Source organism: Acidovorax sp. WCS2018Noco2-16 (assembly GCF_031843945.1).
Lineage (GTDB): Bacteria > Pseudomonadota > Gammaproteobacteria > Burkholderiales > Burkholderiaceae_C > Paracidovorax.
In genome coordinates, this window is record NZ_JAVTJJ010000002.1 from 321,880 (window position 1) to 348,825 (window position 26,946).

Consider the following 26,946-nt stretch of genomic DNA (forward strand, 5'->3'; position numbering starts at 1 on the left):
CATTGTCTCAGGGCGCCACCTGGCGGCGCGGGCATGATCATCGCCTAACGCGCCCGCCGCACCCCACGCTGACACCGTCCAGAGAACGCGCCCGAAGTCAGCGCACAATCAGACCACTTGGCCTCTCTCGTCCGTCGGCCCTGCCGCAGGGCTCATCCGCATTCCTACCCGCTGCAATCCATGGCGACTTTCACTGACATCCAACTGCTGCGCATCAACTATTTGCGTGGCCCCAACATCTGGACGTACCGTCCCGTGCTCGAGGTCTGGCTGGACCTGGGCGCGCTGGAAGAGCACCCGTCCAACGCCCTGCCCGGGTTCAACCAGCGGCTGACGGCATGGCTCCCGGCGCTGGTCGAGCACCACTGCGGCGTGGGCGAGCGCGGCGGCTTTCTGGAGCGGCTCGAGGGCGGCACCTGGTGCGGCCACGTGCTGGAACACATCGTGATCGAACTGCTGAACCTTGCGGGCATGCCCACCGGCTTCGGCCAGACGCGCTCGACCAGCCAGACAGGCGTGTACCGCATGGTGTTCCGGGCGCGCGACGAGCGCGTGGCCCGCGTGGCGCTGGAGCAGGGCCACCAACTGATCATGGCCGCCATCAACGACACGCCGTTCGACGTGCCCGCTGCCGTGGCGCGCGTGCGCACCGAGGTGGACGACCAGTACCTCGGCCCCAGCACCGCGTGCATTGTCTCTGCCGCCACCGACCGGGGCATTCCGCACATTCGCCTGAACGACGGCAACCTGGTGCAGCTGGGCTACGGCGCCGCGCAGCGCCGCATTTGGACGGCCGAGAGCGAGCTCACCAGCGCCATCGCCGAAGGCATCGCCAGCGACAAAGATTTGACCAAGAGCCTGCTGCGCTCGTGCGGCGTGCCGGTGCCCGAAGGCCGGGTGGTGAACAGTCCCGCGGAAGCCTGGGAGGCCGCAGAGGACATCGGCCTGCCTGTCGTGGTGAAGCCCTCGGACGGCAACCACGGCCGGGGCGTGACGCTCGACTTGCGCAAGCAGCAGGACATCGAAGCGGCCTACCACGTCGCCTACCCCGAGGGCAGCGACGTGATGGTGGAGAGCTTCATTCCCGGCAACGAGCACCGCGTGCTGGTGGTAGGTGGCAAGGTGGTGGCCGCGGCGCGCGGCGAAGTGGTGAGCATCACCGGCAACGGCCGCTCCACCGTCAAGGAACTGATCGACAGCCAGCTCAATTCCGACCCGCGCCGGGGTTATGAAGAGGAATACCCGCTGGAGATCATCGACCTGGCGACGGATACCAAGGTGCAGCTGGAACTCAAGCGACAGGACCTGGGGGGCGACTCGGTGCCCGCCGCCGGCCGCCAGATCGTGGTGCAGCGCAACGGCAACGTGGCGGTCGATTGCACCGACGACGTGCACCCCGAGGTCGCCTACATCGCCCAGCTGGCCGCCCGCGTGGTGGGCCTGGACATCGCAGGCATCGACATGGTGGCGCAGGATATCTCGCGCCCGCTGCATGAGCAGAACGGCGCGATCGTCGAGGTGAACGCCGGGCCCGGCCTGTTGATGCATTTGAAGCCAGCCATTGGCGCGCCGCGCCCGGTGGGCCAGGCCATCGCCGAACATTTGTACCCCGCCGATGAAAGTGACGACGGCAAGCAGAGCGCGGGCCGCATTCCCCTGGTGGGCGTGGCCGGCACGCGCGGCACCAGCACCATCGCCCGCGTGGTCGCCTGGCTGATGCACCTGGGTGGCCGGCACACTGGCCTCGCCTGCCGCGAAGGCCTGTACCTGGACCGCCGCTGCGTGGACACCGGCGACAGCGCCCACTGGGAGGCCGCGCACCGCCTGCTGATGAACCAGATGGTGCAGGCCGCCGTGATCGAAAACGACGCGCGCACCATCCTGCGCGACGGCCTGGCCTACGACCGCTGCCAGGTGGGCGTGGTCACCGACATGGACGGACTGGCATCGCTCGCCGAATTCGACGTGCACGAGCAGTCGCAGATGTACAAAGTGCTGCGCACGCAGGTCGACGTGGTGCTGCCCGGTGGCGCCGCGGTGCTGAACGCCGCCGAGCCGCAGGTGCTGGAATTGGCCGAGCTGTGCGACGGCAGCGTGGTGCTTTATGCGCAGGACGGCACGCTGGCCGCCATGGCCGCCCACCGTGCCGACAACGCCGGGCGCGCCGTGTTCGTGAAGAATGGCCAGGTGGTGCTGGCCACCGGCACGGCCGAGCACATGCTGGGCGCGGTGGCCGACCTGACCTTCGGCCGCAACGCGGTGGCGACCGACACCGACACGCTGCTTGCCATCGTCGCCACGGCCTGGGCGCTGGACATCGCGCCTGACCTGATCGGCGCCGGCATCAAGACCTTCGAGCCCGAAACGCCCTGCACCGGCGCCGTGCGCTGAGCCGCCCGCGGCCTGCCTCGCTTTTCTTTTTTCGACCCGATCGCACACAAGAAAGACCGATTCGTCATGGACGTATCCCGCACCCGGGCCCTGCGCGGCCCCAACCTCTGGAGCCGCCACACCTCCATCGAGGCCATCGTGACCTGTGCCGAGCACGAGCGCGCCATGCACCAGATCGCCGGCTTCGAAAGCCGCCTGCGGGCGCTATTCCCGGCCGTCGGCGCGCTGCATGCCGAAAACACCGATGCCGACATCTCCCTGGCGCACGTGCTGCAGGCCGCTGCGCTGGCGCTGCAGGCGCAGGCCGGCTGCCCGGTGAGCTTCAGCCGCACATCGACCACCACCGATGCGGGCGTGTACCAGGTCGTCGTCGAATACAGCGAAGAGGCGGTGGGCCGCCAGGCCTTCGACGACGCGCAGGCGCTGATCAGCGCAGCGCTGGCCGGTAGCCATTTCGACGCTGATGCCGCCGTGGCGCGCCTGCGCGAGCTGGACGAAGACGAGCGCCTGGGCCCCAGCACCGGCTCCATCGTGGACGCGGCCGTGGCGCGCGGCATTCCGTTCAGGCGCCTGACGCGCGGCAGCCTGGTGCAGTTGGGCTGGGGATCGAAGCAGCGGCGCATCCAGGCGGCCGAGATCGACTCCACCAGCGCCGTCGCAGAATCCATCGCACAAGACAAAGACCTGACCAAGCGCCTGCTGCATGCCGCCGGCGTGCCCGTGCCGCTGGGGGCGCCCGTCGAAACCATGGACGAGGCCTGGGCCGTGGCGCTGAAAGTGGGCCTGCCCGTGGTGGTCAAACCGCAGGACGGCAATCAGGGCAAGGGCGTGACGGTCAACATCACCGACCGCGCGCAGCTTGACGAAGCCTTCCGCACCGCTGCCGAATACGGCACAGTCATGGTCGAACGCTTTCTGCCGGGGCATGACTTCCGCCTGCTGGTGGTGGGCGACCAGTTGGTGGCCGCCGCGCGTCGCGAGCCCCCTCAGGTGCTGGGCGATGGCGAGCGCACCGTGCGCGACCTGGTGCACCTGGTCAACCTCGACCCGCGCCGGGGCGAAGGCCACGCCACGTCGCTCACCAAGATCCGGCTGGACGACATCGCCGTCGCCCGCCTGGCCATGCAAGGCCTGACGCCTGAATCGATTCCGCCCAAGGGCCAGCGCGTCATCCTGCGCAACAACGCCAACCTGTCCACCGGCGGCACCGCCACCGACGTGACCGACGACGTGCACCCCGACGTGGCCGCCCGCGCCATCGCCGCGGCGCAGATGGTCGGCCTGCACATTTGCGGGGTCGACATGGTGGCCGAAACGGTGCTGCAGCCGCTGGAAACACAAGGCGGCGGCTTCGTCGAAGTGAACGCCGCACCCGGCCTGCGCATGCACCTGGCGCCCAGCTACGGCAAGCCGCGCAACGTCGGCCAGGCCATGGTCGACAAGCTCTACAGCCACGGCCAGGACGGGCGCATTCCCACTGTCGCCATCACCGGCACCAACGGCAAGACCACCACGGCACGGCTGATTGCGCACCTCTTTTCCGCACAGGGCCTGCGCGTGGGCATGACCAACACCGACGGCGTGTACGTCAACGGCCGCCAGATCGACTCGGGCGACTGCTCCGGCCCCAAGAGCGCGCGCAACGTGCTGCTGCACCCCGAAGTGGATGCAGCCGTGTTCGAGACCGCGCGCGGCGGCATCCTGCGCGAGGGCCTGGGTTTCGACCGCTGCTCGGTGGCCGTGGTGACCAACATCGGCGCGGGCGACCATCTGGGCATGAACTACATCAACACGGTGGAAGACCTGGCCCTGGTCAAGCGCGTGATCGTGCAGAACGTCACGCCCGAAGGCTACGCGGTGCTCAACGCCACCGACCCGGTCGTCGCGGCCATGGCCTCGGCCACCACCGCCAAGGTGATCTACTTCGCCAGCGACCGCCATCACCCAGTGATGGCCACGCACCGCGCCCAGGGGCACCGCTCGGTCTATGTGGACGGCGACTCCATCGTCGCCGCCGAAGGCTCATGGCGCGAATCCATCCACCTGCGCGACGTGCCCATCACCCAGGGCGGCAAGCTGGGCTTTCAGGTCGAGAACGTGATGGCCGCCGTGGCTGCCGCCTGGGGCGTGGGCCTGCCGTGGCAGACCATCCGCCGCGGGCTGTCGGGCTTCGTCAACGACAGCGACAACGCGCCTGGCCGCTTCAACGTGATGGACTTCCGCGGCGCCACGGTGATTGCCGACTACGGCCACAACCCCGACGCCATGCGCGCGCTGGTGCAGGCGGTGCAAGCGTTGCCGGCCCACCGCCGCAGCGTGGTGATCAGCGGTGCCGGCGACCGGCGCGATGAAGACATCCGCGAGCAGACCGTCATCCTGGGCAAGGCGTTCGACGACGTGCTGCTGTACCAGGACGCAGCCCAGCGCGGCCGTGCCGACGGCGAGGTGATGGCACTGCTGCGCGAAGGCCTGGCCGGCGCGGCGCGCACCACGCATGTGCAAGAAATCCGCGGCGAGTTCGTCGCCATCGACACCGCGCTGGACCGCCTCCAGCCGGGCGATCTGTGCCTGGTGCTGGTCGATCAGGTGGAAGAGGCGCTGGCCCACCTGGCCCGGCGATGTGCAGAAATTCCAGCCGCATGAGCACGGGCATGCCGGCGATGACGACGACAAGGACGACGACGATGAAACAGACCCCGCGACGCATCGCCCTGCTGCTGGCGCTGGCCGGTGCCGCGCTGTCGGCCCAGGCCGCCGGCGAGACCATCGGCACGGTCGACACGGCCTTCAAGCTCATCGGGCGCGACCACGACATCATCGTGGAGGCCTATGACGACCCTGCCGTGCAAGGCGTGACCTGCTACGTTTCGCGCGCGCGCACCGGCGGCATCAAGGGCTCGCTGGGGCTGGCGGAGGACAAGGCCGAGGCGTCCATTGCCTGCCGCCAGACGGGGCCGATCACCTTCAACAAGGCGCCGCTCAAGAAGCAGGAAGAGGTGTTCAGCGAACGCACCTCCATTCTCTTCAAGCGTCTGCGCATCGTGCGCATGGTGGACGCTCCGCGCAACACGCTGATCTACCTGACCTATTCCGACCGGCTGATCGAAGGATCGCCGCAGAACAGCGTCACGGCCGTGCCGGTGGACCGGGCCATGAAGATTCCGGTGCAACCTTGATGCTATTTATTTAATAGCTGGTAGCGCTTGAATTCAGGGAACTTCAGATATAAAACACTCTGAATTGCTTATAAAGCAAGCGCTTGCAGCTATCAATAAAATAGCGCCCGCGCTTTTTTTGTCCATCAGACGCCGCCGCTCGCGATCTGCCGCAGTGCCTGCTCGAACACCTCCACCGGCTGGCCGCCCTGGATCAGGTGGCGGTCGTTGATGATGATGGCCGGCACCGAGTTGATGCCCTGCTGCTGGTAGAACGCCTCGCGCTCGCGCACCGCATCGGCGAATTCCTGCGAGGCCAGCACGGCCTTCGCGCGCTCCACGTCCAGGCCCACCTCTTTTGCCACCTGCAGCAGCACGGCGTGGTCGCCAGGGTTCTGGCCTTCGGTGAAGTAGGCGGCGAACAGCGCGTGCTTGAGCGCCGCCTGGCTGCCGGGCGCGCCCTCTTCGCCCGCCCAGTGCAGCAAGCGGTGCGCGTCGAAGGTGTTGTAGATGCGACTGCGCTGGTCCATGCGGAAGGTAAAGCCCAGGGCCGCCCCGCGCTGGGTGATGGCGTCGCGGTTCTGCTGCGATTGCTCAGGCGTGGCGCCGTACTTCTCCATCAAGTGCTCGGCAATGTCCTGGCCTTCGGGGGCCATCTGTGGGTTCAGTTCGAAGGGCTGGAAATGCAGGTCCAGCGCCACCTGGCCGTTCAGCCGCTCGGCGGCCTGTTTCAGCGCCTGCAGGCCGATGATGCACCAGGGGCACGACACGTCGGAGACGAAGTCAATCTTGAGCGGTGTGGGAGTGGCAGCAACAGCAGCGTTCATGGCAATCGTTGGACAAAGTGGATGCGAAGCTGGCATCGTAGGCGCAACGCTTTCCCGGCATCAGTAACCTCAAGCATTTCCCCATGACCGCAGACCTGTTCTCGGACGATACCGGCAGTCCCACTTCGCTACGGCTGGGCACGCAGGCCGTGCTGCTGCGCGGCTTTGCGTTGCCCTGGGTGCAGCAGTTGCTGCAAGGCGTGGAGCGGGCCGCCATTTCGGCACCGTGGCGGCACATGGAAACGCCAGGCGGCAGGCGCATGGGCGTCGCCACGACCAATGCCGGAGCGTTGGGCTGGGTGAGCGATCGCCGCGGCTACCGTTACGAGCCGCACGATCCGCTGAGCGGTCAGCCGTGGGTGCCGATGCCGCAAGCTTTCGGCGCATTGGCCGCAGCGGCGGCTGGCGAGGCGGGCTTTGCCCACTTCGTGGCCGACGCCTGCCTTATCAATCGCTACGCACCCGGCACGCGCCTGTCGCTGCACCAAGATCGGGACGAACGGGACTTGCAGGCGCCGATCGTGTCGGTGTCACTGGGCCTGCCGGCCACTTTTCTTTGGGGTGGACATCACCGCGCCGAGAAGGCAATGCACGTGCCGCTGGCGCATGGCGACGTCGTGGTGTGGGGCGGTGCCGACCGGCTGCGCCTGCACGGCGTAGCGCCGGTGGCTCAGGGTGTGCATCCGCTCACCGGGCCGTGGCGCATCAACCTTACCTTTCGCAAGGCAGACTGACGAACACTATTATTTTTATAGCTACCAGCGCTTGATGGATAAGCGCTTGAGGCCCATTTGACCTGAAACTTCAGTTGGCTTGCCGCAAGCCATGCTCTGGCGATGGCCCGTCGGTGGATAGGGCCAGCGACGAGTGGTGCGGCAACTCGAAGCCGCGCGACGGATCCTGCACGGCCCAGGCGCGGATCTTCGGCGCCTCGGTGCCCACACTGCCGAAGATGGTGGCGAAGGCCACATCGGCTGCATCGCGGCCGGTGGCCATGCGGATCATGCCCATCGGAATGGCAGTGCCCGACGGGTCGAACAGATACCACCGGCCGCCCAGATACACCTCCACGTAGGCATGAAAGTCTGGAGGGCCGAGCGCCGGGTCGGCGCCGTAGTCGGTGCCCGTCACAAAGCGTGCCGGAATGTTCAGGGCGCGGCAGATGGCGATCATCAGGTGCGCAAAGTCGCGGCACACACCCACGCGCTGCACGAAGGTATCGAGGGCCGAGGTGGTCGAATTGGAGGTGTTGGAGCGAAACTCCACATGGCCGTGCACCCAATCGCGGATCGCTTGAACGCGGCTGTAGCCCTGCCACAGGTGGCCGAACTCCCGGAATGCCAGCGTCGATAGCTGGTCGGACTGGCAGTAACGGCTGGGGTACATGTACTGCAGCACGTCGTCGGGCAACTCACGCACCGGCACCTCAGCAATTCGCGCAGGGTCTGCCACATCGTGGTGCATGTCGATGGTAGCGGCATAAGCCAAATTCAACGGGCCCGGCTGTGCGGTCAAACGCAGGCAGCGTGTGCCGGTGACTGGATCGGTGGACAGGTTGGTCGCGACGATGGGCGCCCCGGCCCCGCGGCCCTGGGTGACGAGCAAGCTCTCGTCCTGCACTGTCTGGTGCCCCGTGTGGGCCGCATGAAAGTTGAAAATGAAATCGCCTCCGGGACCATTCACGGAGTAGGCGAGGTCCACCTGCAGTTTGATTCGGATCATAGGACGGAGCTTTTCGATCATTGCCAGGCCATGCAAGACGCACGCCACCACGGCTGACATGCAGTATCGAGGATCCGAGGAACCAGCGCTGTCGGCAAACGCCGCACCGAAGCGCAGGAGCGGGCACACCTGACAACCGTACCATCGCACTTGTCCTACATGGCCGTCGGAAAAAGCCGAAGAAGATCGCGCCACTTTTCGCAAGGCTCCCGCATGTCCCATGGGTTGCCACGAAGATCCATTGTTCATGCGAAGGCTCAATCACCATGGCAGCACGTCACCTCGGCTCTTTGCGCAACCTCTGTGCCATGGCATGCGGTGATGCAGCCGCGGCAAGCCTGACCGCACGTTCTGCCCATCCCGCATATCCCTGCCATGCGCAGGCTTGCTGCCATGCCGCCCGATAATGGCTACTGGTGCACCCGCATCCCAGGTGCCCCCAGCTTTCTTCCCCCGCAGCATCCTGCCCACAACCCGGCCCTGGCGTCGGGAAATCACAGCCTGACCTCTTTACATACCGACTCTGTCCAGCCCCCTCAGCCCTGCATGACATCCCTGCGCATTCTGTACGTCGAAGACAACTGCGAGCTGCGGGAGACCATGGGCCTGCTGCTGGAATGCGACGGCCGCAGCATCACCAGCTGCGCCACGGCCGAAGAAGCGCTGGAACACGACGCGGCCCAGCCCTACGACCTGGTGATCACCGATGTGAGCCTGCCCGGCATGTCGGGCACCGACCTGGCCCGCCGGCTGCTGGCCAAAGACCCGTCGCGCTGGATCGTGCTGTGCTCGGGCTATCAGTTGAGCCACGGCCTCGACACGCTCGGGCCTCACGTTCGCGCCTTGCTCAAGCCCTTTGAGGTGGAAGATCTGGAAGCGCTGCTGGACGACGTACAGACCAGGCTCCAAGGGTCCAGCCTGGCTTGAACCCGGCGCCTGGATGCTCAAATCCAGCTACCCCTCTCCCCGCTTAACTTCAAACGTCACACTCCAACAGGCGCCGCCTGGCTGCGCGGCAGCCGCACCTGGAACACGGTGCGCCCCGCGCTGGACGCGGCCTCGATGTGCCCGCCGTGCCCCAGCACAATCTGCTGCACGATGTAGAGCCCCAGGCCCAGGCCCTTGTGCTGCCCCGGCGCGGCGTTTGTGCTGCCGCGGAACGGATCGAACAGATGCGGCAGCAACGCCGGTGGAATGGTGCCGCCGTTGGACGTACTGAACACCACTTCGCACGCCGCCGTGCCATCCAGACGCAATTGCACGGGCTGGTCGGACGCGCCATGGTGGATGGCGTTGCCCAGCAAGTTGCCGATGACCTGGCACAGCCGGTCGATGTCCCACCAGCCGCGCAGGTCGCCCTGCTGGCTCACCTCGATGATGCGACCAGGGTGGGCATCGCGCAGCTCCTGCACGGTGCGCTGGGCTGCCGCCGCCAGATCGACCTGCTCACCGGTCTGCATGACCAGCCCGCCTGCCTGGCGCGCGCGGGTCACGTCCAGCAGGTCTTCGATCATGCGGCTCATGCGGCGGCCACTTGCCTGGATCTTGCCGGCCAAAAGCGGCACCTTGTCCGCATCGTGCGGGCGCTGCAGCACCACGGCCGACGCCAGGATCGCGCTGAGCGGGCCGCGCAGGTCGTGGCTGAGCACGGCCATGAACATGTCGTTGATGCGCAGCGCCTCGGTGCGCTCCTGCAGTTCGAAGGCCAGCGCCTGCTTCTGGTGCTGCAGCTCGAAGAACACGTTGGCCTTGTTGATCAGCATGTGCGGATCGATGGGCTTGTAGAGAAAGTCCACCGCGCCCGATTCGTAGCCCTTGAACTGCCAGTTCTGGTCGCGCGAGCCGGCCGTCATGAAGATCAGCGGTACGTGGCGCGTGCGCTCGCTGCCGCGAATCAGCTCAGCCAGCTCGAAGCCGTTCATCTCGGGCATCTGCACGTCCAGCAGCGCCAGCGCCACGTCGTTGTGCCGCAGCAGCAGCTCCAGCGCCTCGGGGCCTGATGCGGCCTTAAGGATCTCCACGTCATCTCGGCGCAGCAACGCCTCCAGCGCGATCAGGTTCTGCTCGACGTCATCGACGACCAGGCATTTCACGCGATCGGGCCGTGCGGCCGCGCGCGCCACGGAGGGGGCAAGAATCACAGGTGTCTCCCTGAATGCCATTGCAAGAGCAAGGCCGCCATCCCATCGGGCGGCAAGATGTGGCCCGGCTGCATCAGCGCCAATGCAGCCTCGGGCATGAACGGCATGGTGCAGCTGGCGGGCGACTGCACCAGCGTGGCGCCGCCTGCCGCCTGCACCGCGGCCAACCCTTGTGCGCCGTCTGAATTGGCACCCGACAACAAGATGGCCACCAGCTTGTCGCCGCACGCGTCGGCCGCCGACTCGAACAGCACGTCGATCGAAGGGCGCGAAAAGTGCACCGGGTCGTCGACCGACAAGGCCAGCGTGGGTCCGGCATCCAGCAGCAAGTGGTAGTCAGGCGGCGCGAAGTAGATGACACCGGGCTCGAGCGGCTCCTTGTCCTGCGCCTCACGCATCGGCAACGCGCAGCGCGGCCCGAAGATCTTGCACAGCAGACTGGGCCGCTCGCGCGGCAAATGCACCACCACCACCACGGCAGCGCGCAGCGTGGCCGGCAGCGCGGGCAGCAGCACGGCCAATGCATCGATGCTGCCGGCCGACCCACCGATCACCACCACCTCGAAACGCTGGCCCGTACGCACATCTGCTTGTGCTTGTGCCTGCGGATACGCCATCACAGCCCCGCCTTCTTGCGGTAGATACGCTCATCGGGCACGAATTCGTCGAAGGCCGGCGCCTGCGTGGAAAAGCGCAGCGATTCCTTCGAACCCAGCCCCAGGAAGCCCTTGTGGCACAGCGCCTCGCGAAACAGCGACAGCGCGCGGTTCTGCAGGTCGCGGTCGAAATAAATCAGCACGTTGCGGCAGGACACCAGGTGCACTTCGGCGAACACGCTGTCGGTAGCCAGGCTGTGGTCGGAAAATACGATATGCCGGCGCAAGCTCTTGTCAATCATCATGCGGCCGTAGGCGGCGCTGTAATGCTCCGACAGCGAACCCCGGCCACCCGCATTGGCGTGGTTTTCCGTGAAACCTCGGGCGCGGTCGATGTCGTACACGCCCGCTTCGGCCTTCTGCAGGGCCGTGGCGTTGATGTCGGTCGCATAGATCAAAGTGCGCTCCAGCAGCCCTTCTTCGCGCAGTAGGATGGCCAGCGAATACACCTCTTCGCCCGTGCTGCAGCCCGCCACCCAGATCTTGAGCGACGGGTAGGTACGCAAGAGCGGGACCACCTTCTCGCGCAGCGCCAGAAAGTAAGGCGGATCGCGGAACATCTCGCTGACCTGCACGGTGAGGTATTCCAGCATGGCCGGAAAGACTTCGGGCTCGTGCAGCACCAGGTGCTGCAGCTGCGACAGCGTGCGGCAGTTGAACCGGGTCAGCGCAGTCTGCAGCCGGCGCTTGAGCGACGCCTGCGCGTAGCCACGGAAGTCGTAGTGGTAGCGGTGGTAGATGGCCTCGATCAGCAGCTGCTGCTCGATGTCGAAGGTCTTCTTGCGCTGCCGCAGGCCGGCGGCTGTGTCCGTCACTTGGGCATCCAAACGCGCACGAGCGACAGCAGCTTCTCGACGTCGAGCGGCTTGGCGATGTAGTCGTTGGCACCGGCGGCCAGGCACTTTTCCTGGTCGTCCTTCATGGCCTTGGCCGTCAGCGCGATGATGGGCAGGCGGCGCCATTCGGCGCGCTTGCGGATCTCCACCATGGCCGTGAAACCGTCCATCTCCGGCATCATGATGTCCATCAGCACCATGTCCACAGCAGTGCCTCCCGCAGCCTGGGCGCGCTCCAGCGCCTGCAGGGCTTCGCGGCCATTGCGCGCGATTTCCACTCGGGCGCCGGTGGGCTCCAGCACACTGGAGAGCGCGAACACGTTGCGCACGTCGTCTTCCACGATCAGGATGGTGCGTCCCTCGAAGCTCGCATCGCGGTCGCGCGCCACCTGCAACATCTTGCGCCGCTCCACCGGCAGGGCCGATTCGACCTGGTGCAGGAACAGCGTCACTTCGTCGAGCAGCCGCTCGGGCGAGCGGGCGTCCTTGATGATGATGGATTTGGAGAAGCGTCGCAGCTGCTGCTCTTCATCGCGCGTGAGTGAGCGGCCGGTGTAGACGATGACTGGCGGGAAGGCCACGTCTTCCTGGTCCGCCATCTGTTCCAGCAGCTCGTAGCCACTCAGATCAGGCAGGTTCAGATCCATCACCATGCAGTCGAAGGTGGTGGTGCGCAGCAGGTCCAGCGCCTGCCGCGCCGTTTCAGCACCAACGATCTCCACATCGCCATTGGCCAGCAGATGGCCCACGCTTTCGCGCTGGCGCTCGTCGTCCTCCACCACCAGCACACGGCGCAGGTTCTGCGTGAACTTTTCTTCCATGCGCTGCAGCGCCTGCTTGAGTTCGTCGCGCTTGACGGGCTTGAGCGCGTAGCCGACTGCGCCGCGCTCCAGCGCTTCCTGCGAATAGTCGGCCACCGACACCACATGCACCGGAATATGCCGGGTGGCCGGGTTGCGCTTGAGCTGGTCCAGCACGCCCAGGCCGGAGAAATCGGGCAGATTCATGTCGAGCACCACCGCGCTGGGCTGGTGCTCCAGCGCGGCTGCGAGGCCCTCGCCCCCGGTGGCGGCGAGCACGCACTGGAACCCCATCTCATGCGCCAGGTCGTAGAGGATGCGGGCAAAGCGCGGGTCGTCTTCCACCACCAGCATGGTGCGCTGACCTGGCCGCATGTGATCCCGGTCGTCTTGCAGACCGCCCGCGCGGCGAGGTGCTGGCGGCTCTTGCGGCGGACGCGCCGGGCTGGAAGCCACCGGCATCGCCGCCGGGGCAGCGGCAGGCACGGCGGCTGCGGTGGCTTGGGCGGGCGCACCGGGCTCGGGCTGCGCAGGCGCCACCGCAGGCAGCGTCAGTGTGAAAGTGCTGCCCTTGCCCGGCTCGCTCTGCACGCTGATGCTGCCGCCCAGCAGTTGCGCCAGGTCGCGCGAGATGGACAGCCCCAGGCCCGTGCCGCCATATTTGCGGTGCGTGCTGCCGTCAGCCTGACGGAAGGCCTCGAAGATCAGTTGCTGCTGGTGCTCCGGAATGCCGATACCCGTGTCGCGCACTTCGAAAGCCACTCCGCCGCGCTCGCGCGGCAGCACATGCAGCGTGACCTGCCCGCTTTCAGTGAACTTGAGCGCGTTCGACAACAGGTTCTTGATCACCTGGCCCAGACGCTGCCCATCCGATTCAATGGTACCCGGCGCATCCGGATCGACCACGGTCGTCAGCTGCAGCCCCTTGTCCTGCGCCAGCGCCCGCAGCGGCTCGATCCAGCCCTGCACCGACCTTGCGACGGGCACTGTCTCCACCGTGATCGAAGCCTGGCCGGCCTCAATCTTGGCGAGGTCGAGGATGTCGTTGATGAGTGCCAGCAGATCGTTGCCCGCGCCGTGAATGGTCTGGGCATAGCGCACCTGTTCATCGGTGAGGTTGCCATGCTTGTTGTCAGCCAGCAGCTTGGCCAGGATGAGGCTGGAATTGAGCGGCGTGCGCAATTCATGGCTCATGTTGGCCAGGAACTCGCTCTTGTACTGGCTGGCCAGTTCCAGGTCGTTCGCCTTGGCGCTCAGCGCATCCTGCGCGCGCAGCAACTGCTGCTTCTGATATTCAAGCTGCTGGGTCTGCTCTTCCAGCTGGGCATTGGTTTCCTCCAGCTCGGATTGCTGCGCTTCCATCTGCGCCTGCGATTCTTGCAACACACGGCTTTGCTGTTCCAGCTCTTCGTTGCTCACGCGCAGCTCTTCCTGCTGCGCCTGCAACTCTTCGGCCTGCCTCTGCGTTTCTTCCAGCAGCGATTCCAGCTGCGTGCGGTCGATGGCCGAGCGCACCGACAGGGCCACCTGCTCGGCAGCGCGCTGCAGGAAGTCGATGTCGGTCGCTGTCAGCTTGCGCAAAAACCCCAGCTCGATCACCCCATGCACGGCGCCATGCAGCAGCGCCGGCACGATGGCGATTTCCGTCGGCGTGCCCTGCCCCAGCCCTGACGTGATCGGCATGTAGCCCGCCGGCACATCGCGCACATGCAGCAATTCGCGCGACTGCACCGCCTGGCCCAGCAGGCCTTCGCCCCTCACGATCTTGGTCTTCTCCTGCCCGTCCTGCAGCGCATAACCGCCCATGCGCTGGAACATGCCATGACCTTCGGTTACATAAGCGGCGCCCACCTTGGCATCCAGCCACTGCGCCAGAAACTCCACCACCCGCTGGCCCAGTTCATCGAGCCGGTGGTCGCCCTGCAGCCGCGAACTCAACGCCACCAGGCCGGACTTGATCCAATTCTCCCGCGCCTTGGTACGGTGGTCGGCGGCCGTCATGGCGGCCGAGGCGCAGATCAGCACAAGCAGCAGCAGCGAGCTGCCCCAAGTGAAATAAGCGCCGAAGGTGGCCGCTTCTTCCCAGGTGCGCCGGCGGGTCTCCAGCGCCTGCCGCTCCGCCTCCAGCATGTCGCGCAGCGTGATGCGGATGTTGTTCATCAGCACCAGGCCCACGTCGCTTTGCACCAGCGCCAGCGCTTCTTCGTGCCGGTTCGATCGATGCAGCGCGATGGTGCGGCGCAGCTCGTCCATCTTCTGCGACGACTGCCGCTGCACGGAGTCCAGCCGAGCCAATTGCTCAGGACTTTCTTGGAGCAACTGGCGCAGCATCTGGAATTCCTGACCCAGTGCAGCTTCGGACGCACTGAACGGCTCCAGGTAGTTTTCCTTGCCCGTGAGCAGATAGCCCCGCTGGCCGGTTTCGGCGTTCTTCAGTGTCGAAAGCACCGCCTGCACCTGCGATATCACCTCCACCGCCGCGTTGATGCGGGCCACCGCCGCAGCGCGATTCTGGTTGGTCTGGTAGGTGAACAGCGCGATCACCACCGTGGCCAGACCGGCCAGCATGAAACCCACGAACAGGCGCAGGGGCATGGCGGGGCGCTCAAGGCGTCGCTTTTCATCGTCCACGGAAGAGGTCACAGGCTGGGATGGCTAAAGGAATGGTGGCGGATGATAGGGGTGCCAAGCCCGTGCGCTTGTAGGCAAAAGCCTGCAACGGCGCCGTTGCAGATGGCCTGCGTCAGAACGGCGCGGCTGCGTCGTCGCCAAGCGCTTGCAGGCGGGCGCGCAGGGCCGCGTTCTCAGCTGTCAACGCCGTGACGCGGTCGCGCAAGGACTGCAATTCATCAGGCACGGCCGACGACGGCGCGGCTCCGCTGGCTGGCGACGGCGACGGCTGCTCTGCCGAGTCGCCCGAGGGCGGCTTGCGCTTGGCCTCGCGCACGCGCTTGGCGGCCTGCCGCAATTCATTCTTGCCCGCGGTGGCTGCAGCCACTTGCTCGTCTTGCGGCAGTGTGGCGACGGCAGCGGCCGCGTTGATGGAGATGGCGCCGGACTTCACGGCCGCCACCACTTCCGGCGCGGCCTGCTTGCGGATCTTTTCGATCATCAGCACCTGGCTGCTGCTGATGCGGGCCGCGCGGGCGATGGCCTCACGGCTGTCCAGTGCATCAGGGGCCTGAGTGGGCAGCGATGCCACCTGGTCTGCGGGCGCATCCTCTGATGGGTCAACAGCTTGCGTTGCCTGTGTCCGCGACTGGCGGGCCTGCATGATTTCCTTCTTGCGCAAGGCCAATATGCCTCGCTGGAAGTCCGACACACTGCGCCGTCCCAGATGCTGCTCGATCATCCAGAGATGCACGTCCTCCATCGTCTCGAAACGTGTGGCCTGCACCGTCTGGAACGGCAGGCCGTGACGCACGCAGATGCCGTAGCGGTTGTGGCCGTCCACCAGCACGTCGCCCCACAGCACCAGCGCGTCGCGGCACCCTTCGGCGAGGATGCTGCGCTCCAGCGATTCAAGCTCCTGCGGCGTGAGCGGGTCGATGTAGGCTTTGAGTTCTTCGTTGACGACGATGTGCATGGTGTGGCGTGACAAATGCGGAAGCGGGCAAAGGGCGCGATTCTAAAGAAGCAGACTGGCCCGAATCCGCGCCTTGCCTCCGCCGGGGCGTCAGCGCCCTCCTACGCGCGATGCCCCCGGCCACCGACCCGGGCCAGGTGCTTCATCAGGCCAAATACACCCATGACGCTGGTGTTTACGACTGGCACTGGAGACACCCATGTTCTTGTTTGACAACCACGCCGATGACAGTACGCCCCGCAGGCAAATGGGCGAACGCGACCTGCCCGACACACAGCGTCAACAAAGCGACAACCTGCCGCCTTACATCGGCGACAGGCACTGGGAGTGTCCGGAACGGCAGTTTTCCGACGCTGGATATTACGAGCGCCAGGCGATCGGCTGATTTGTGTCCGCGACGTCACATCCTGTACTCATTTCACCCTTCCGACAGCGCAGCTAATCGCTTCATTGCCGCGGTGATCGACACAGCTGCCTGCGCGTAGCCTTCCCACGGTGCATTGCCCACCGTCAGACGGTCGCCTATCGTCTGCACCGTCCAGTGCGCACCGTTGGTCAGACTGTCCAACTCCTCCCACGCGACCGGCACCGATATCCCCATGCCCGGTCGTGACCGTGCGGACCACGCACTGACCGTGGTGGCTCCTCGGCCATTGCGCAAATAGTCCGCAAAGATCTTTCCCACGCGGTTGCGCGACCCGCTCTTGGCGACAAAGCGTTGGGGTAACGTCAAAGCCAGGTGCTGTACCAAGGCCTGTGAAAAGCCTTTGACCGTATCCCAGCCGTGCAGCCGCTTGATCGGCACCACCACGTGCAGCCCCTTGCCGCCGCTGGTCTTCAAGAAGGCGGGCAAGCCCAATTCGGTCAGCAACACGCGCACCAGTTGCGCTGCTTCCTGCACATGGCCCCAGGCCACACCCTCGCCCGGGTCCAGATCCAGCGTCATGCGGTCAGGCTTTTCGATACGGTCCTGGCGCGCGTTCCAAGTATGGAATTCCAGCACGTTCATCTGCGCGGCCGACAGCAGGCCCTGCGATTGGCTCACTGCCATCAGCGGGCCATGGCCTGGGTCCAAGGCAGGGTCCAGCTGGGCTACGCCGTCGAGCGCCGATCGCTCCATGTGCTTTTGAAAGAAAAGCTCGCCGCGCACGCCTTCGGGTGCACGCACCAGAGCCACCGGGCGCTCAGCCAGATGCTCCATCATCAGCTGCCCTACCCGGGCGTAGTAGCGCACCAGATCCATCTTGGTGATGCCGGTAGACGGATCGATCACCCGTTCAGGGTGGGTGACCCGCAGCGATGCCGGCAGCTCCGTCCTCTGTCCCTTCTTTCCGCCAGTGCCCTTGCTGCGCGCTGCCTTGCCCGGCGCTGGCAGCGGCTTCTCCCGCACGATCGCCCGTGCTGGCTTGTCTTCACGCAGGCCGTGGAACACGGCGTGGCGAACCCGTCCTTCACGCGTCCATTCGGCAAACGCCACCTCAGCCAGCAGCCGAGGCTGAACCCAGTGCGGCTTCTTGCCGATGGCAGGCGCCCGCTCGAACGGGCAGGCATCCGCCGCCAGCGCGCCCAGCCGCTCGCGCAGCTCAGCCAGCGTGCGCTCGGTAAACCCGGTGCCCACGCTGCCGGCGTAACGGAGCGCGCCGTCATCGCCATGCACGCCCAGCAGCAGCGCGCCCAGGCCGGTGCGCGAGCCCTGCGGGTCGGTGTAGCCGCAGATCACGAACTCCTGCCGGTGGCTGCACTTGAGCTTGATCCAGTCGGCGTTGCGGCGCGAGGCATAGGGCGCGGAACGGCGCTTGCCGATCACGCCCTCGAAGCCCAGCCGGCAGGCCGCCGGCACCAGGTCGGAGGGCAGCGCCTCGAAGGCTTCGCTGAAGCGCACCGCGCGACCTGATTCCTCGGGTGCATCGGTCATCACGGTGCGCAGCAGCTCGCGCCGTTCCACCAGCGGCAGGGGCCGCAAGTCGCGCCCGTCTGCAAACGGCATGTCGAACACGTAATAGACGAGGTCGCTGGTGGTGTTGGCGTCGAACGCGTTCTGCAGCGCCTGGAAGTCCGGGGCGCCGCTGTCATCCATCACCAGCACTTCGCCATCCAGCCACCCGGACTTCAAGGGCAACTGCGCGACGGCCTTGGCCAGCCTGGGCATGCGCTCGGTCCAGTCGTTGCCGTTGCGGGTGATGAGCCGCACGCTCCCGCGCTCGATCCGTGCGAGCAGGCGGTAACCGTCGAACTTCAGCTCCCACAGCCAGTCGGCGGCATCGGCAGGCGGGCCGTCCACCAGCGTGGCGAGTTGGGGAGCGAGCTTGTCTGGCAAGGCCATTCGTTTAGGTTTGCGGGCAGGCGTCGCCTTGGCTTTGCCAACCTGGGCGCGGGGCAGCTTTACAGCTGGCAACCCGGCCACGCTGTCCGGCATCTCGTCCACCACGCTGAATTCGGCCGCCGGGCGCTCCAGCCCGTCACGCTCCTTGATGAGCAACCAGGGCGGCTGCTTTTCATTGGCGCCGCTGTGCATGCGCACCAGCGTCCAGTGACCCTGCAGCTTGTGGCCGTGCAAGCTGAACTTGAGCTTGCCGTCGCGCCAGCCCGCTTGCGCATCGCCCACCGGCGTCCAGTAACCGCTGTCCCAGATGATGACCTTGCCGGCGCCGTACTGCTTGGCAGGGATCTCCCCTTCAAAGCGGTTGTAGGAGATCGGGTGATCCTCCACCTGCACGGCCATGCGCTTGTCGGCGGAATCGAAACTCGGGCCCTTGGGCACGGCCCAGCTTTTCATGGTGCCGCCAATTTCCAGCCGCAAGTCGTAGTGCAGGCGGCTGGCCCAGTGCTTTTGAATGACGTACTGCAGCGCCTCCACGCCGGGCGCACCGCCGTCGGCCGGCTCCGGCGTGACGGCGAAATTGCGCTTTTGCCGGTAGCGGGCGAGCGAGTCGTCTCCAGCGGCAGGGACGACTGGGGCAGCTTTTTTCTTTGCGGCCATGGCTTGTCCGACCCGTCAAGCGGCGCGGCGCGCGGGCTTTTTGGCCGCTGCTTTCTTGGCAGGTGCCTTTTTGGCGACGGCTGTCGCCTTCTTGGCAGCGGCGGCGCGCGCAGGCGCTGCCTTCTTCGCGGCGACCTTGCTGCGCAACGGGGTCACGGCAGCGGGCTCGCTCTTGGGCGATGAGCCGGAACTGCTTTTCGCACTCTTCTTTCCCTTGCCACCTTCCAGGCTACGCTTGAGCAGCGCGGTCAGGTCCAGCACATCGGCACTGGCCGGCGCGGACTCGCTCGCCGCAGCCTTCACCACGTCGGCAATGTCGCCGGCCTCAGCCTTGATATGCACCAGCTTGTTGATTTCCTCGGCGAAGGAATTGCGGAACTGGTCGGCGTTCCATCCCTGCGTCATATCTTCGATGAGTTGCGTGGCCATGGTCATCTCCGCCTCGCGTATGCCCGCGGCCTTGACGCCCAGCGGGGGCAGGTTCAACTGCTCGAACGAGCGGATCTCGCCGCCCCAGCGCAGCAGATTCAGAATGAGCGCGCGACCGCAGGGAATCAGCACCGCCAGGTGCTGCTTGGTCTGGATGACGACCTTGGCCACGCCCACCTTGTGGGTCTTGGCGAGTGCCTCGCGCAGCAGCGCGTACACCTTTTCGCCGCGCTGCAGCGGCGCGGTGTAGTAGGGCCGCTCCAGGTACACGAAAGGAATTTCGTCGGCGTCCAGGAAAGCCTCGATCTCGATGGTCTGCGTGGTCTTGGGGAACGCAGACTCGATCTCTTCGGGCGACAGCACCACGTAGCGGCCGTCTTCGTATTCCACGCCCTTGACGATGTTGGCGGTCGTGATCTCCTTGCCGGTGATCTTGTTGATGCGCTTGTAGCCCACCGGCTCCATGGACCGCTTGTCCAGCCAGTCGAAGTCGATGCCAGAGCTTTGCGTGGCGGCATACAAGCCCACCGGGATGTGCACCAGCCCGAAGCTGATAGCGCCCTTCCACAAGGTGCGGGTGGAAGTGGGTGCCTTTCCGTCGTCGTCTGCCATGGGAATCTCCATCAAGAGGATGCGCAAGGCAAGGTAGCACCCGCCCTGGCGCCACGCTGTAGGACGAGGCAGCGGGCGCTTCAGCGCACGGGGGGCACCGGCCACACCCGCCCACCGCCGATGGCGAACAGCCTGCGTGCGGGGTCGGGCGTCAGGGTGGCCGCCCCGGTGAACAGACCGAATGCCGGCATCAGCGTGAGCTGCGGGGTGATGCCGAAGCACGGCAGCCGCACCGCATCGCGCCCCGGCCCCCAAAGCACCGTGGCCGGATGCACGTGGCCGGCCAGCACATGGTGCGTGGGATGGCTCTGCGGGTGATGGCAGCACGCGAACGGGCCAGCGCACCAGGGCTCGTTCACCACCGTGATGCCCAGGCTGGGCGGCGGGTCGCCTGCATGGCTGTCGTGGTTGCCGCGCACCAGCACCATGTCGACCGCGGCATGCCGCTGGCGCCAGTCGGAGAGCGCCGCGCGCAGCGTGGGCGTCTGCGCCTCGGCGGCATGCAGGAAGTCGCCCAGCACCACCAGCCGCTGCGCGGCAAGGCCCTGCAACATCGCACTGAGGCGTGCCAGATTGTCCTGCGTGGTGCCGCCGGGCACCGGAATGCCGCGGGCGCGGAAGGTGGCAGCCTTGCCCAAATGCACATCGGCCACGAACACCGTGCCACCCGCGGGCCACCACAACGCGCGATCGGGCAGAAGATGCACCGTCTCGCCGGCGATCAGGGTGGCGTAGGCGCCAGTCAACGTGCCAGGGGAAAGCGTCTCGGAAACGGAAAGCATGCAGGAATGGTAGTGATGAACTGCAGACGCTAGCTACAGCGGCGGCAAAGGGCGTGATGGCTTGCGCACGCGGCGCGGGCGGCCGCTGGCAGCCGATCGCGGCCCGTCGGCGCTGGTGAGCGAAAAGTCGAGCATGCGTCGCACCGAGGCCGCAGCGGCCTGCAGCTCCACAGGCTCGCTCACCACAGCGTCAGATGGCGGCGGTGGCGGCGTGCTGCTGCGCACGCGGCGTTGGGCGGGCCGCTGCGGCGGATCGGGCAGCACCACGTCCTGCGCGCGCGGCGCAGCCTGCGGCTCGCCCGCCGGTGCGTCGGCTGCGCTATCGAGCTTGGCCAGCATGCGGGCGATGCGGTCGGCCAGGTGCTCGTTGGTGAGCTTTTCGCGAAAGCGCTCCACCATCAGTGGAAAGGCGAACGGGCTGGGCCGCACCAGCGCCCGCACCTCGAGCTCTTGCGCGTGCATGCGCCGCAGCGCGGCCAGCAGCTGGGCGACGTCCAGCTCCTGGCTCAGCACCTCTTCGTCGGCCTGACGCAGCAGCATGTTGCTGCTGTCGTACTTGCGAAACACCTCGAAAAACAGCTGCGACGAGGCCTGTAGCTGGCGCGCGCTGCGGCGCTCGCCCGGGTGGCTTTGAAAGATCAGGCCGGACACCCGAGCGATCTCGCGAAAGCGGCGCCGGGCCATCTCGGTCGCGTTCAGGCTGGCCAGCACCTCATGCAGCAGGGCGTGGCGTGCGGCATCCGCCTGCACATCGTCGTTCGCGTGCTGGCCGGCGTTGGCGGTGTTGCGGATCGCCAGCGCTTCGTCCGCAGCCAGGCCGGGGCTTTCGGCGGCAGGCGTTGCCGCGGGTTCTGCGCGCAGCAACTCGGGCAGCAGCGCGGTCCAGTCGCGTTCGGTGGCGCTCAGCAGCTCCAGCCCGTAGTCGTTCACGGCGATGGAAAAGGTACCCGCCTCGCCCTGCGCGGCGCGCCAGGCGAACAGGCTGGCCAGGCCGGTGTGGGCATGGCGGCCGGCGAAGGGGTAGAGAAACAGGTGCCAGCCTTCGCGCGTGCGCAGCGTTTCGGCCAGCAGCGTGCCGGGCGTGGGCAGGGCCGACCAGCGCTGCTGCACTTCCAGCAGCGGGCGCACGCAGCGCATCTCGGGCTCGCTGTAGTCGCCGTCAGCCGCCTGGGCCAGTTGGCGCACCACGAAGTCGGCCAGCACGGTGGACAGCGGCATGCGCGAGCCCGACCAGCGCGGCACCGTGGGCCGGCCGCGCGCGGCACGGCGCACGTAGGCCGTCATGTCTTCGATCTTCACCATCTCCAGCACGTTGCCGGCAAAGACGAAGCAGTCGCCCGGCGACAGGCGCGAGAGAAAGCTCTCTTCCATGGTGCCCAGCCGCGCGCCGTGCAGCACCTGCACGACCATGCTGGCGTCGCTGACGATGGTGCCGATGTTGGCGCGGTGGCGACGCGCCAGCCGGGCGCTGGGTACGCGCCAGATGCCCTCTTCGTCCGGCGCCACACGCTGGTAGTCGGGGTAGGCGGCCAGCGACGGGCCGCCCCGGTGCACGAAGTCCAGGCACCACTGCCACACCTCGCGCGGCAGATCGCGATAGGCCGCCGTGCCGCGCACTTCCGCATACAGCGCCTCGGGCTCGAAGCCGCCGCCCAGCGCCACAGTTACCAGGTGCTGCACCAGCACGTCGACCGGGCGGCGCGGGCTGGCGCGCATTTCTACCTGGCCCGCACGCACCGCGGCGCGCGCGCCGGCGGCTTCCACCAACTCAAGGCTGTGCGTGGGCACCAGAGTAATGCGCGAGGGCCGGCCCGGCGCATGGCCCGAGCGGCCTGCGCGCTGCAAGAGGCGCGCGATGCCCTTGGCCGATCCGATCTGCAGCACGCGTTCGACGGGCAGAAAATCCACGCCCAAGTCCAGGCTGCTCGTGCAGACCACGGCGCGCAGGCGGCCGGCCTTCAAACCTGCTTCCACCCATTCGCGCACGCCCCGGTCCAGCGAGCCGTGGTGGATGGCAAGCTCCCCCGCCCAGTCGGGCCGCGCGTCGAGGATGGCCTTGTACCAGACCTCGGCCTGCGAGCGCACGTTGACGAAGACCAGCGTGGTGCCGGACGACGCCAGCTCGCGCACCACGGCCGGCAGCATCGACAGCCCCAGGTGGCCGGCCCATGAAAAGCGCTCGGGGTGATCGGGCAGCAGCGTGTCCACCACCAGCCGCTTGTCGACCTTGCCCTGCACCAGCACGCCCCGGGCCGGCGGGGCATCCGCATCGCCATCTGACGGCGGCTCGCCCAGCAGCGTGTGCATGGCCTCGGGCAGGTTGCCCAGCGTGGCCGACATGCCCCACACGCGCAGCGCGGGGTTCCAGCCGCGCAGCCGGGCGATGGCCAGCTGCACCTGCACGCCGCGCTTGTTACCCAGCAATTCATGCCATTCGTCGGCCACCACCAGCTGCACGCTGGCGAGTGTTTCGCGCGCATCGGCGCGGGCCAGCAGCAGCGACAGGCTCTCGGGCGTGGTCACCAGCACGGTGGGCAGGCGGCGCGACTGCGCGCTGCGCTCGCCGCTGGCCGTGTCGCCGGTGCGCGCGCCGGCCGTCCAGCGCGACAGCACAGGGTGCTCGGGCGCCAGCGCATCCAGCGGCGCCTGCAGGGCACGCAGCGTGTCGGCGGCCAGCGCACGCATGGGCGTGAGCCACAGCACGGTGAGCGGTTCGGGGGTCGGGCGACGCGTCTTCGCTATGGTTTCAATAGCTACCTGCGCCCGTATTTCAAGCGCTGCAGCCCGTTTTGACTTGGATTTGACGGCGGGCCGCGCGTCGGCGAACGCCTGCAATGCGCCCAGCCAGACGGCGTATGTCTTGCCCGCGCCGGTGGTGGCGTGCAGCAGGCCGCTCTGCCCTGCGCTGATCGCGCGCCACACGTCGCGCTGGAAGGCGAACGGCTTCCAGCCGCGCTCGGCAAACCACTGGGCGATGAGCTGCTTGGCGGTCACGGTCAGTCCACTGCGCAGCAGATTTCAAGCCAAATCGGCCTCCAGCGCTCATCCATCAAGCGCAAGTAGCTATTAAAACGATAGCAGTCGGCTTTCATGGATCGGAATGCGGCAACAGCGCGGCCAGCGTTTGCAGCGAATCGGCCTCGGCCACGGGCTTGTCTTCGCGCCAGCGCAGCATGCGCGGAAAGCGCACCGCAATGCCGCTCTTGTGCCGGCTGCTGCGGGCGATGCCTTCAAAGCCCAGCTCGAACACCAGCGTGGGCTTGACGCTGCGCACGGGACCGAAGGTTTCCACCGTGGTGCGGCGGATGACGGCATCCACCCGCGCCATCTCGGCATCGGTGAGCCCGGAATAGGCCTTGGCGAAAGGCACGAGCTGGCGGCCCTCGGTGCCGGGCGCGCCGTCCCACACCGCGAAGGTGTAGTCGCTGTAGAGCGTGGCCCGCCGGCCGTGGCCGCGCTGCGCGTAGATCAGCACGGCATCGATGGAGAGCGGGTCGATCTTCCACTTCCACCAGGTGCCCACGTCCTTGGTGCGGCCCACGCCGTACTGCGCATCGCGCGCCTTGAGCATCATGCCTTCCACCCCCAGCGCGCGGGCGCCGCTGCGCTGCTCGGCCAGGGCCTGCCAGCTGTCGCCCTGCAATACCGGGCTGGCGATGAGCGCGGGATGCGGATGGCGGGCGATGAGTGCGTCGAGCCGCGCGCGCCGCTCGTGCTGCGGCAACGTGCGCAGGTCTTCGCCGCCCTCTTCCAGCAGGTCGTAGGCCAGCAACACCACGGGCAGATCGCGCAGCAGCTTGGGGCCCAGCGTCTTGCGGCCGATGCGCTTTTGCAGATCGGCGAAGGGGCGCACTCGCGCCGGCACGTCGCCATCGGCCGCGCGCCAAACAACGATCTCGCCGTCCAGCACGGTGCCGGGCGGCAGTTGCTCGCCCATGGCCTGCAGTTCGGGAAAACGGTCGCTCACCAATTCTTCGCCGCGCGACCACAGCCAGGTGCCCACCGCCGATCCATCGGCCGCTGCGCGGCGCACCAGTTGGGCGCGAATGCCGTCCCACTTCCACTCCACCTGCCAGCGTTCGTGCGGGCCAAACACGTCATCGAAACGCTCCACCGGCAACTGCAGCGGGTGCGCCAGAAAGAAGGGGTACGGGTGGCCGCGCACTTCGCCTTCGGCCACGTCGTCCCCCGCAGCGTCGGCCGCCACCACCAGCCGCTGGTAGTCGGCAGCCCCCGGCCGGGCGCCGATGTGCGTGTAGCCCATCAGCCGCTGGGCGACGCGTTTGGCATCCACGCCGCTGACGGCCGCCAGCGCCTGCGTCACCTGCAGGCGCGACACGCCGACGCGAAAGGCCCCGGTGATGAGCTTGAAGTACACCAGCCGCTCGTCCGGCGCCAGGGCTGCCCACTGCGCGCGCAGCGTGGGCTCGAGCGCTTCGGGCGGCTGGCCGCGCAGGGGCAGCAGCTGGTGCTCCATCCACTGCGCCAGGCCCAGTTCATGGGTTTGCTGCGGCGCAGGCAGCAGCAGCGCGATGGTTTCCGCCAGGTCGCCCACCGCGTCGTAACTTTCGTCGAACAGCCATTCGGGCAGCCCGGCCGCGTCGCGCGCAAAACTGCGCAGCAGCTTGGACGGCACCAGCTGGCGGGGCTTGCCGCCGGCCAAAAAGTAGACCGCCCAGGCCGCGTCCTCGGGCGGCGCAACCTCCAGGTAGGCACGCAGTGCAGCCTGCTTGGCCAGGTTGGACGTGCTGGCGTCGAGCGCGCGGTAAAGCGCTGCAAAGTCCTTCATGCGCCGGCCGGTTCCTGCGCGGCCAGCGGGGAGTCGGGCGTGGCATCGGCTGCGCCATCGGCAGGCTTGGCAACCTCGGGCTGGTCGTCTTCGTCGCCGTACTCGGTATGAAACGATTGCGCATCCAGCCCCTGTTCGCGCAGCCAGCGCACCAGCACCGCCACGCTGCCGTGGGTGACGAACACGCGCTCGGCCCCCGTGCCGCCGATGGCCGACTGCAGCCCCGGCCAGTCGGCATGGTCGGACATGATGAAACCTCGATCCACACCGCGCCGCCGGCGCGTGCCGCGCAGCTGCATCCAGCCGCTGGCGAAGGCATCGGAATGGCGCGGGAAGCGGCGCATCCAGGGCGTGCCCTGGGCGGAGGGCGGCGCCAGCACCAAAGCCGTCTTTAGCAGCTGCGGCGTCACCAGCGGGTCGGTGGCGCGCAGCGTGTCGGGCAAGTCCACACCGGCTGCGCGGTAGACGTCGTTCAGCGGCTCGACCGCACCGTGTACCACGATGGGCCCGATGCTGCGATCCACGCCGTGCAGGATGCGCTGCGCCTTGCCGAACGCATAACAGAACAACACCGAAGGGCGCCCGTCGGCCGCGTTGGCGCGCCACCAGGCATTGATGTCGGCAAACAGCACGGGTTGGGTCGGCCAGCGGTAGATGGGCAAACCGAAGGTGGATTCGGTGATGAAGGTGTCGCAGCGCACGGGCTCGAACGGCGTGCAGGTTCCATCGGCCTCGGTCTTGTAGTCTCCTGACGCCACCCACACGCGGCCACCGTGTTCCAACCGCACCTGGGCCGAACCCAGCACGTGCCCGGCCGGGTGCAGCGACAGCTTGACCCCGTGGTGCTCAATGACCTGGCCGTACGGCAGGGTCTGCAGGTTGATGTCGGCGCCCAGCCGCTGGCGCAAGGTGCCTTCGCTGTCGGTGTGCGCCAGATAGTGGGCGTGCCCCATGCGGGCGTGGTCCGAATGGCCATGTGTGATCACCGCGCGCTCCACCGGCCGCCAAGGGTCGATGTAGAAGTCACCAGCAGTGCAGTAAAGGCCTTGCGGACGGGCGATGACGAGATCGCCTGATGTGGAGGCTGAAGCTGGGGCCATCGTTGTCATGGCCGTTGCTGCCTGTCATCAAAAGGGGAGCAGCGCTCCGAAGCACCCTGCCTGACCTCACGAACCAATGCCGTGTACGTAGTGAACAGTGCCGTCTGCGCTTGCATGGAATGAAATGTAGAAGGCCCGCC

The 26,946-nt window shown here is 67.0% G+C and carries 19 protein-coding genes; 6 read left to right on the top strand and 13 right to left on the bottom strand.

Translation table 11 applies throughout. From position 1 onward, the window contains the following. The first annotated feature begins 180 nt into the window (after window positions 1–180). From cphA (RQI28_RS06900) to RQI28_RS06910, 3 genes are all read left to right on the top strand, one after another. Entirely contained in the window at window positions 181–2,391 is a 2,211-nt protein-coding gene (gene cphA / locus RQI28_RS06900) for a cyanophycin synthetase (RefSeq protein WP_311221871.1), read from the top strand. 66 nt (window positions 2,392–2,457) lie between these two features. Then, complete coding sequence (gene cphA, locus RQI28_RS06905; RefSeq protein WP_311221872.1) at window positions 2,458–5,034, top strand: cyanophycin synthetase; 2,577 nt, start codon at window positions 2,458–2,460, stop codon at window positions 5,032–5,034. Window positions 5,035–5,075: 41 nt separating this feature from the next. Beyond that, window positions 5,076–5,567, top strand: coding sequence for a CreA family protein (locus RQI28_RS06910; RefSeq protein ID WP_311221873.1), 492 nt, complete (start codon window positions 5,076–5,078; stop codon window positions 5,565–5,567). Between the two features lie 125 nt (window positions 5,568–5,692). On the opposite strand, the gene RQI28_RS06915 is transcribed toward RQI28_RS06910, so the two are convergent. Next, complete coding sequence (locus RQI28_RS06915; protein ID WP_311221874.1) at window positions 5,693–6,373, bottom strand: DsbA family oxidoreductase; 681 nt, start codon at window positions 6,371–6,373, stop codon at window positions 5,693–5,695. A gap of 83 nt (window positions 6,374–6,456) precedes the next feature. On the opposite strand from RQI28_RS06915, the gene alkB reads away from it, so the two are divergent. Beyond that, on the top strand, window positions 6,457–7,107 hold the full coding sequence (gene alkB / locus RQI28_RS06920; RefSeq protein ID WP_311221875.1) for a DNA oxidative demethylase AlkB: 651 nt from the start codon (window positions 6,457–6,459) through the stop codon (window positions 7,105–7,107). A 70-nt stretch (window positions 7,108–7,177) separates the two neighbouring features. Here the strand turns inward: alkB and RQI28_RS06925 are convergent, their stop codons facing one another. Next, a complete protein-coding gene (locus RQI28_RS06925) occupies window positions 7,178–8,095 on the bottom strand; it encodes a transglutaminase family protein (RefSeq protein ID WP_311221876.1) in 918 nt (305 codons plus the stop codon). 555 nt (window positions 8,096–8,650) lie between these two features. On the opposite strand from RQI28_RS06925, the gene RQI28_RS06930 reads away from it, so the two are divergent. Next, window positions 8,651–9,022, top strand: a complete 372-nt coding sequence (locus tag RQI28_RS06930) for a response regulator (RefSeq protein ID WP_311222066.1) — start codon at window positions 8,651–8,653, stop codon at window positions 9,020–9,022. 56 nt (window positions 9,023–9,078) lie between these two features. Here RQI28_RS06930 and RQI28_RS06935 read toward each other — a convergent pair whose 3' ends face one another. The 5 genes from RQI28_RS06935 to RQI28_RS06955 all read right to left on the bottom strand — a co-directional run bounded on the left by RQI28_RS06935 (window position 9,079) and on the right by RQI28_RS06955 (window position 16,114). Continuing rightward, window positions 9,079–10,236: a hybrid sensor histidine kinase/response regulator gene (locus RQI28_RS06935; protein ID WP_311221877.1), complete on the bottom strand. Its 1,158-nt coding sequence runs from the start codon at window positions 10,234–10,236 to the stop codon at window positions 9,079–9,081. After that, on the bottom strand, window positions 10,233–10,853 hold the full coding sequence (locus tag RQI28_RS06940) for a chemotaxis protein CheB (protein WP_311221878.1): 621 nt from the start codon (window positions 10,851–10,853) through the stop codon (window positions 10,233–10,235). The genes RQI28_RS06935 and RQI28_RS06940 overlap by 4 nt, the downstream gene beginning before the upstream one ends. Further along, the gene (locus RQI28_RS06945; protein ID WP_404976868.1) at window positions 10,853–11,707 is read right to left on the bottom strand and encodes a CheR family methyltransferase; all 855 of its coding nucleotides are present in this window, start codon (window positions 11,705–11,707) and stop codon (window positions 10,853–10,855) included. The genes RQI28_RS06940 and RQI28_RS06945 overlap by 1 nt, the downstream gene beginning before the upstream one ends. Continuing rightward, window positions 11,704–15,123, bottom strand: a complete 3,420-nt coding sequence (locus RQI28_RS06950) for a response regulator (RefSeq protein ID WP_311221879.1) — start codon at window positions 15,121–15,123, stop codon at window positions 11,704–11,706. Before RQI28_RS06950 ends, RQI28_RS06945 begins: the two co-directional genes overlap by 4 nt. A gap of 148 nt (window positions 15,124–15,271) precedes the next feature. Beyond that, window positions 15,272–16,114 (bottom strand): plasmid replication/partition related protein, encoded by an 843-nt coding sequence (locus RQI28_RS06955; protein ID WP_311221880.1) that lies wholly within the window; start codon window positions 16,112–16,114, stop codon window positions 15,272–15,274. 199 nt (window positions 16,115–16,313) lie between these two features. Between RQI28_RS06955 and RQI28_RS06960 the strand changes: the two genes are divergently transcribed. Then, window positions 16,314–16,499: a hypothetical protein gene (locus tag RQI28_RS06960; RefSeq protein WP_311221881.1), complete on the top strand. Its 186-nt coding sequence runs from the start codon at window positions 16,314–16,316 to the stop codon at window positions 16,497–16,499. Between the two features lie 33 nt (window positions 16,500–16,532). Here the strand turns inward: RQI28_RS06960 and ligD are convergent, their stop codons facing one another. The 6 genes from ligD to RQI28_RS06990 all read right to left on the bottom strand — a co-directional run bounded on the left by ligD (window position 16,533) and on the right by RQI28_RS06990 (window position 26,815). After that, window positions 16,533–19,094 carry a DNA ligase D gene (ligD, locus tag RQI28_RS06965; protein WP_311221882.1) on the bottom strand — a complete coding sequence of 854 codons (2,562 nt, stop codon included), beginning with the start codon at window positions 19,092–19,094 and terminating at the stop codon, window positions 16,533–16,535. A 15-nt stretch (window positions 19,095–19,109) separates the two neighbouring features. Beyond that, window positions 19,110–20,135, bottom strand: a complete 1,026-nt coding sequence (locus tag RQI28_RS06970; RefSeq protein WP_311221883.1) for a Ku protein — start codon at window positions 20,133–20,135, stop codon at window positions 19,110–19,112. Between the two features lie 80 nt (window positions 20,136–20,215). Beyond that, a complete protein-coding gene (gene pdeM / locus RQI28_RS06975; protein WP_311221884.1) occupies window positions 20,216–20,917 on the bottom strand; it encodes a ligase-associated DNA damage response endonuclease PdeM in 702 nt (233 codons plus the stop codon). 33 nt (window positions 20,918–20,950) lie between these two features. Then, window positions 20,951–23,911, bottom strand: coding sequence for a ligase-associated DNA damage response DEXH box helicase (locus tag RQI28_RS06980; RefSeq protein ID WP_311221885.1), 2,961 nt, complete (start codon window positions 23,909–23,911; stop codon window positions 20,951–20,953). A gap of 94 nt (window positions 23,912–24,005) precedes the next feature. Beyond that, window positions 24,006–25,706, bottom strand: coding sequence for an ATP-dependent DNA ligase (locus tag RQI28_RS06985; protein WP_311221886.1), 1,701 nt, complete (start codon window positions 25,704–25,706; stop codon window positions 24,006–24,008). Continuing rightward, window positions 25,703–26,815: a ligase-associated DNA damage response exonuclease gene (locus RQI28_RS06990; RefSeq protein ID WP_311221887.1), complete on the bottom strand. Its 1,113-nt coding sequence runs from the start codon at window positions 26,813–26,815 to the stop codon at window positions 25,703–25,705. The genes RQI28_RS06985 and RQI28_RS06990 overlap by 4 nt, the downstream gene beginning before the upstream one ends. Window positions 26,816–26,946: the final 131 nt, after the last annotated feature.

Excerpts from the sequence above, each read along its gene's own strand:
- cphA (WP_311221871.1), top strand. The coding sequence starts at position 181 with ATGGCGACTTTCACTGACATCCAACTGCTGCGCATCAACTATTTGCGT.
- cphA (WP_311221872.1), top strand. The coding sequence starts at position 2,458 with ATGGACGTATCCCGCACCCGGGCCCTGCGCGGCCCCAACCTCTGGAGC.
- RQI28_RS06910 (WP_311221873.1), top strand. The coding sequence starts at position 5,076 with ATGAAACAGACCCCGCGACGCATCGCCCTGCTGCTGGCGCTGGCCGGT.
- RQI28_RS06915 (WP_311221874.1), bottom strand. The coding sequence starts at position 6,373 with ATGAACGCTGCTGTTGCTGCCACTCCCACACCGCTCAAGATTGACTTC.
- alkB (WP_311221875.1), top strand. The coding sequence starts at position 6,457 with ATGACCGCAGACCTGTTCTCGGACGATACCGGCAGTCCCACTTCGCTA.
- RQI28_RS06925 (WP_311221876.1), bottom strand. The coding sequence starts at position 8,095 with ATGATCCGAATCAAACTGCAGGTGGACCTCGCCTACTCCGTGAATGGT.
- RQI28_RS06940 (WP_311221878.1), bottom strand. The coding sequence starts at position 10,853 with ATGGCGTATCCGCAGGCACAAGCACAAGCAGATGTGCGTACGGGCCAG.
- RQI28_RS06950 (WP_311221879.1), bottom strand. The coding sequence starts at position 15,123 with ATGCCCCTGCGCCTGTTCGTGGGTTTCATGCTGGCCGGTCTGGCCACG.
- RQI28_RS06955 (WP_311221880.1), bottom strand. The coding sequence starts at position 16,114 with ATGCACATCGTCGTCAACGAAGAACTCAAAGCCTACATCGACCCGCTC.
- RQI28_RS06960 (WP_311221881.1), top strand. The coding sequence starts at position 16,314 with ATGTTCTTGTTTGACAACCACGCCGATGACAGTACGCCCCGCAGGCAA.
- ligD (WP_311221882.1), bottom strand. The coding sequence starts at position 19,094 with ATGGCCGCAAAGAAAAAAGCTGCCCCAGTCGTCCCTGCCGCTGGAGAC.
- RQI28_RS06970 (WP_311221883.1), bottom strand. The coding sequence starts at position 20,135 with ATGGCAGACGACGACGGAAAGGCACCCACTTCCACCCGCACCTTGTGG.
- pdeM (WP_311221884.1), bottom strand. The coding sequence starts at position 20,917 with ATGCTTTCCGTTTCCGAGACGCTTTCCCCTGGCACGTTGACTGGCGCC.
- RQI28_RS06985 (WP_311221886.1), bottom strand. The coding sequence starts at position 25,706 with ATGAAGGACTTTGCAGCGCTTTACCGCGCGCTCGACGCCAGCACGTCC.
- RQI28_RS06990 (WP_311221887.1), bottom strand. The coding sequence starts at position 26,815 with ATGACAACGATGGCCCCAGCTTCAGCCTCCACATCAGGCGATCTCGTC.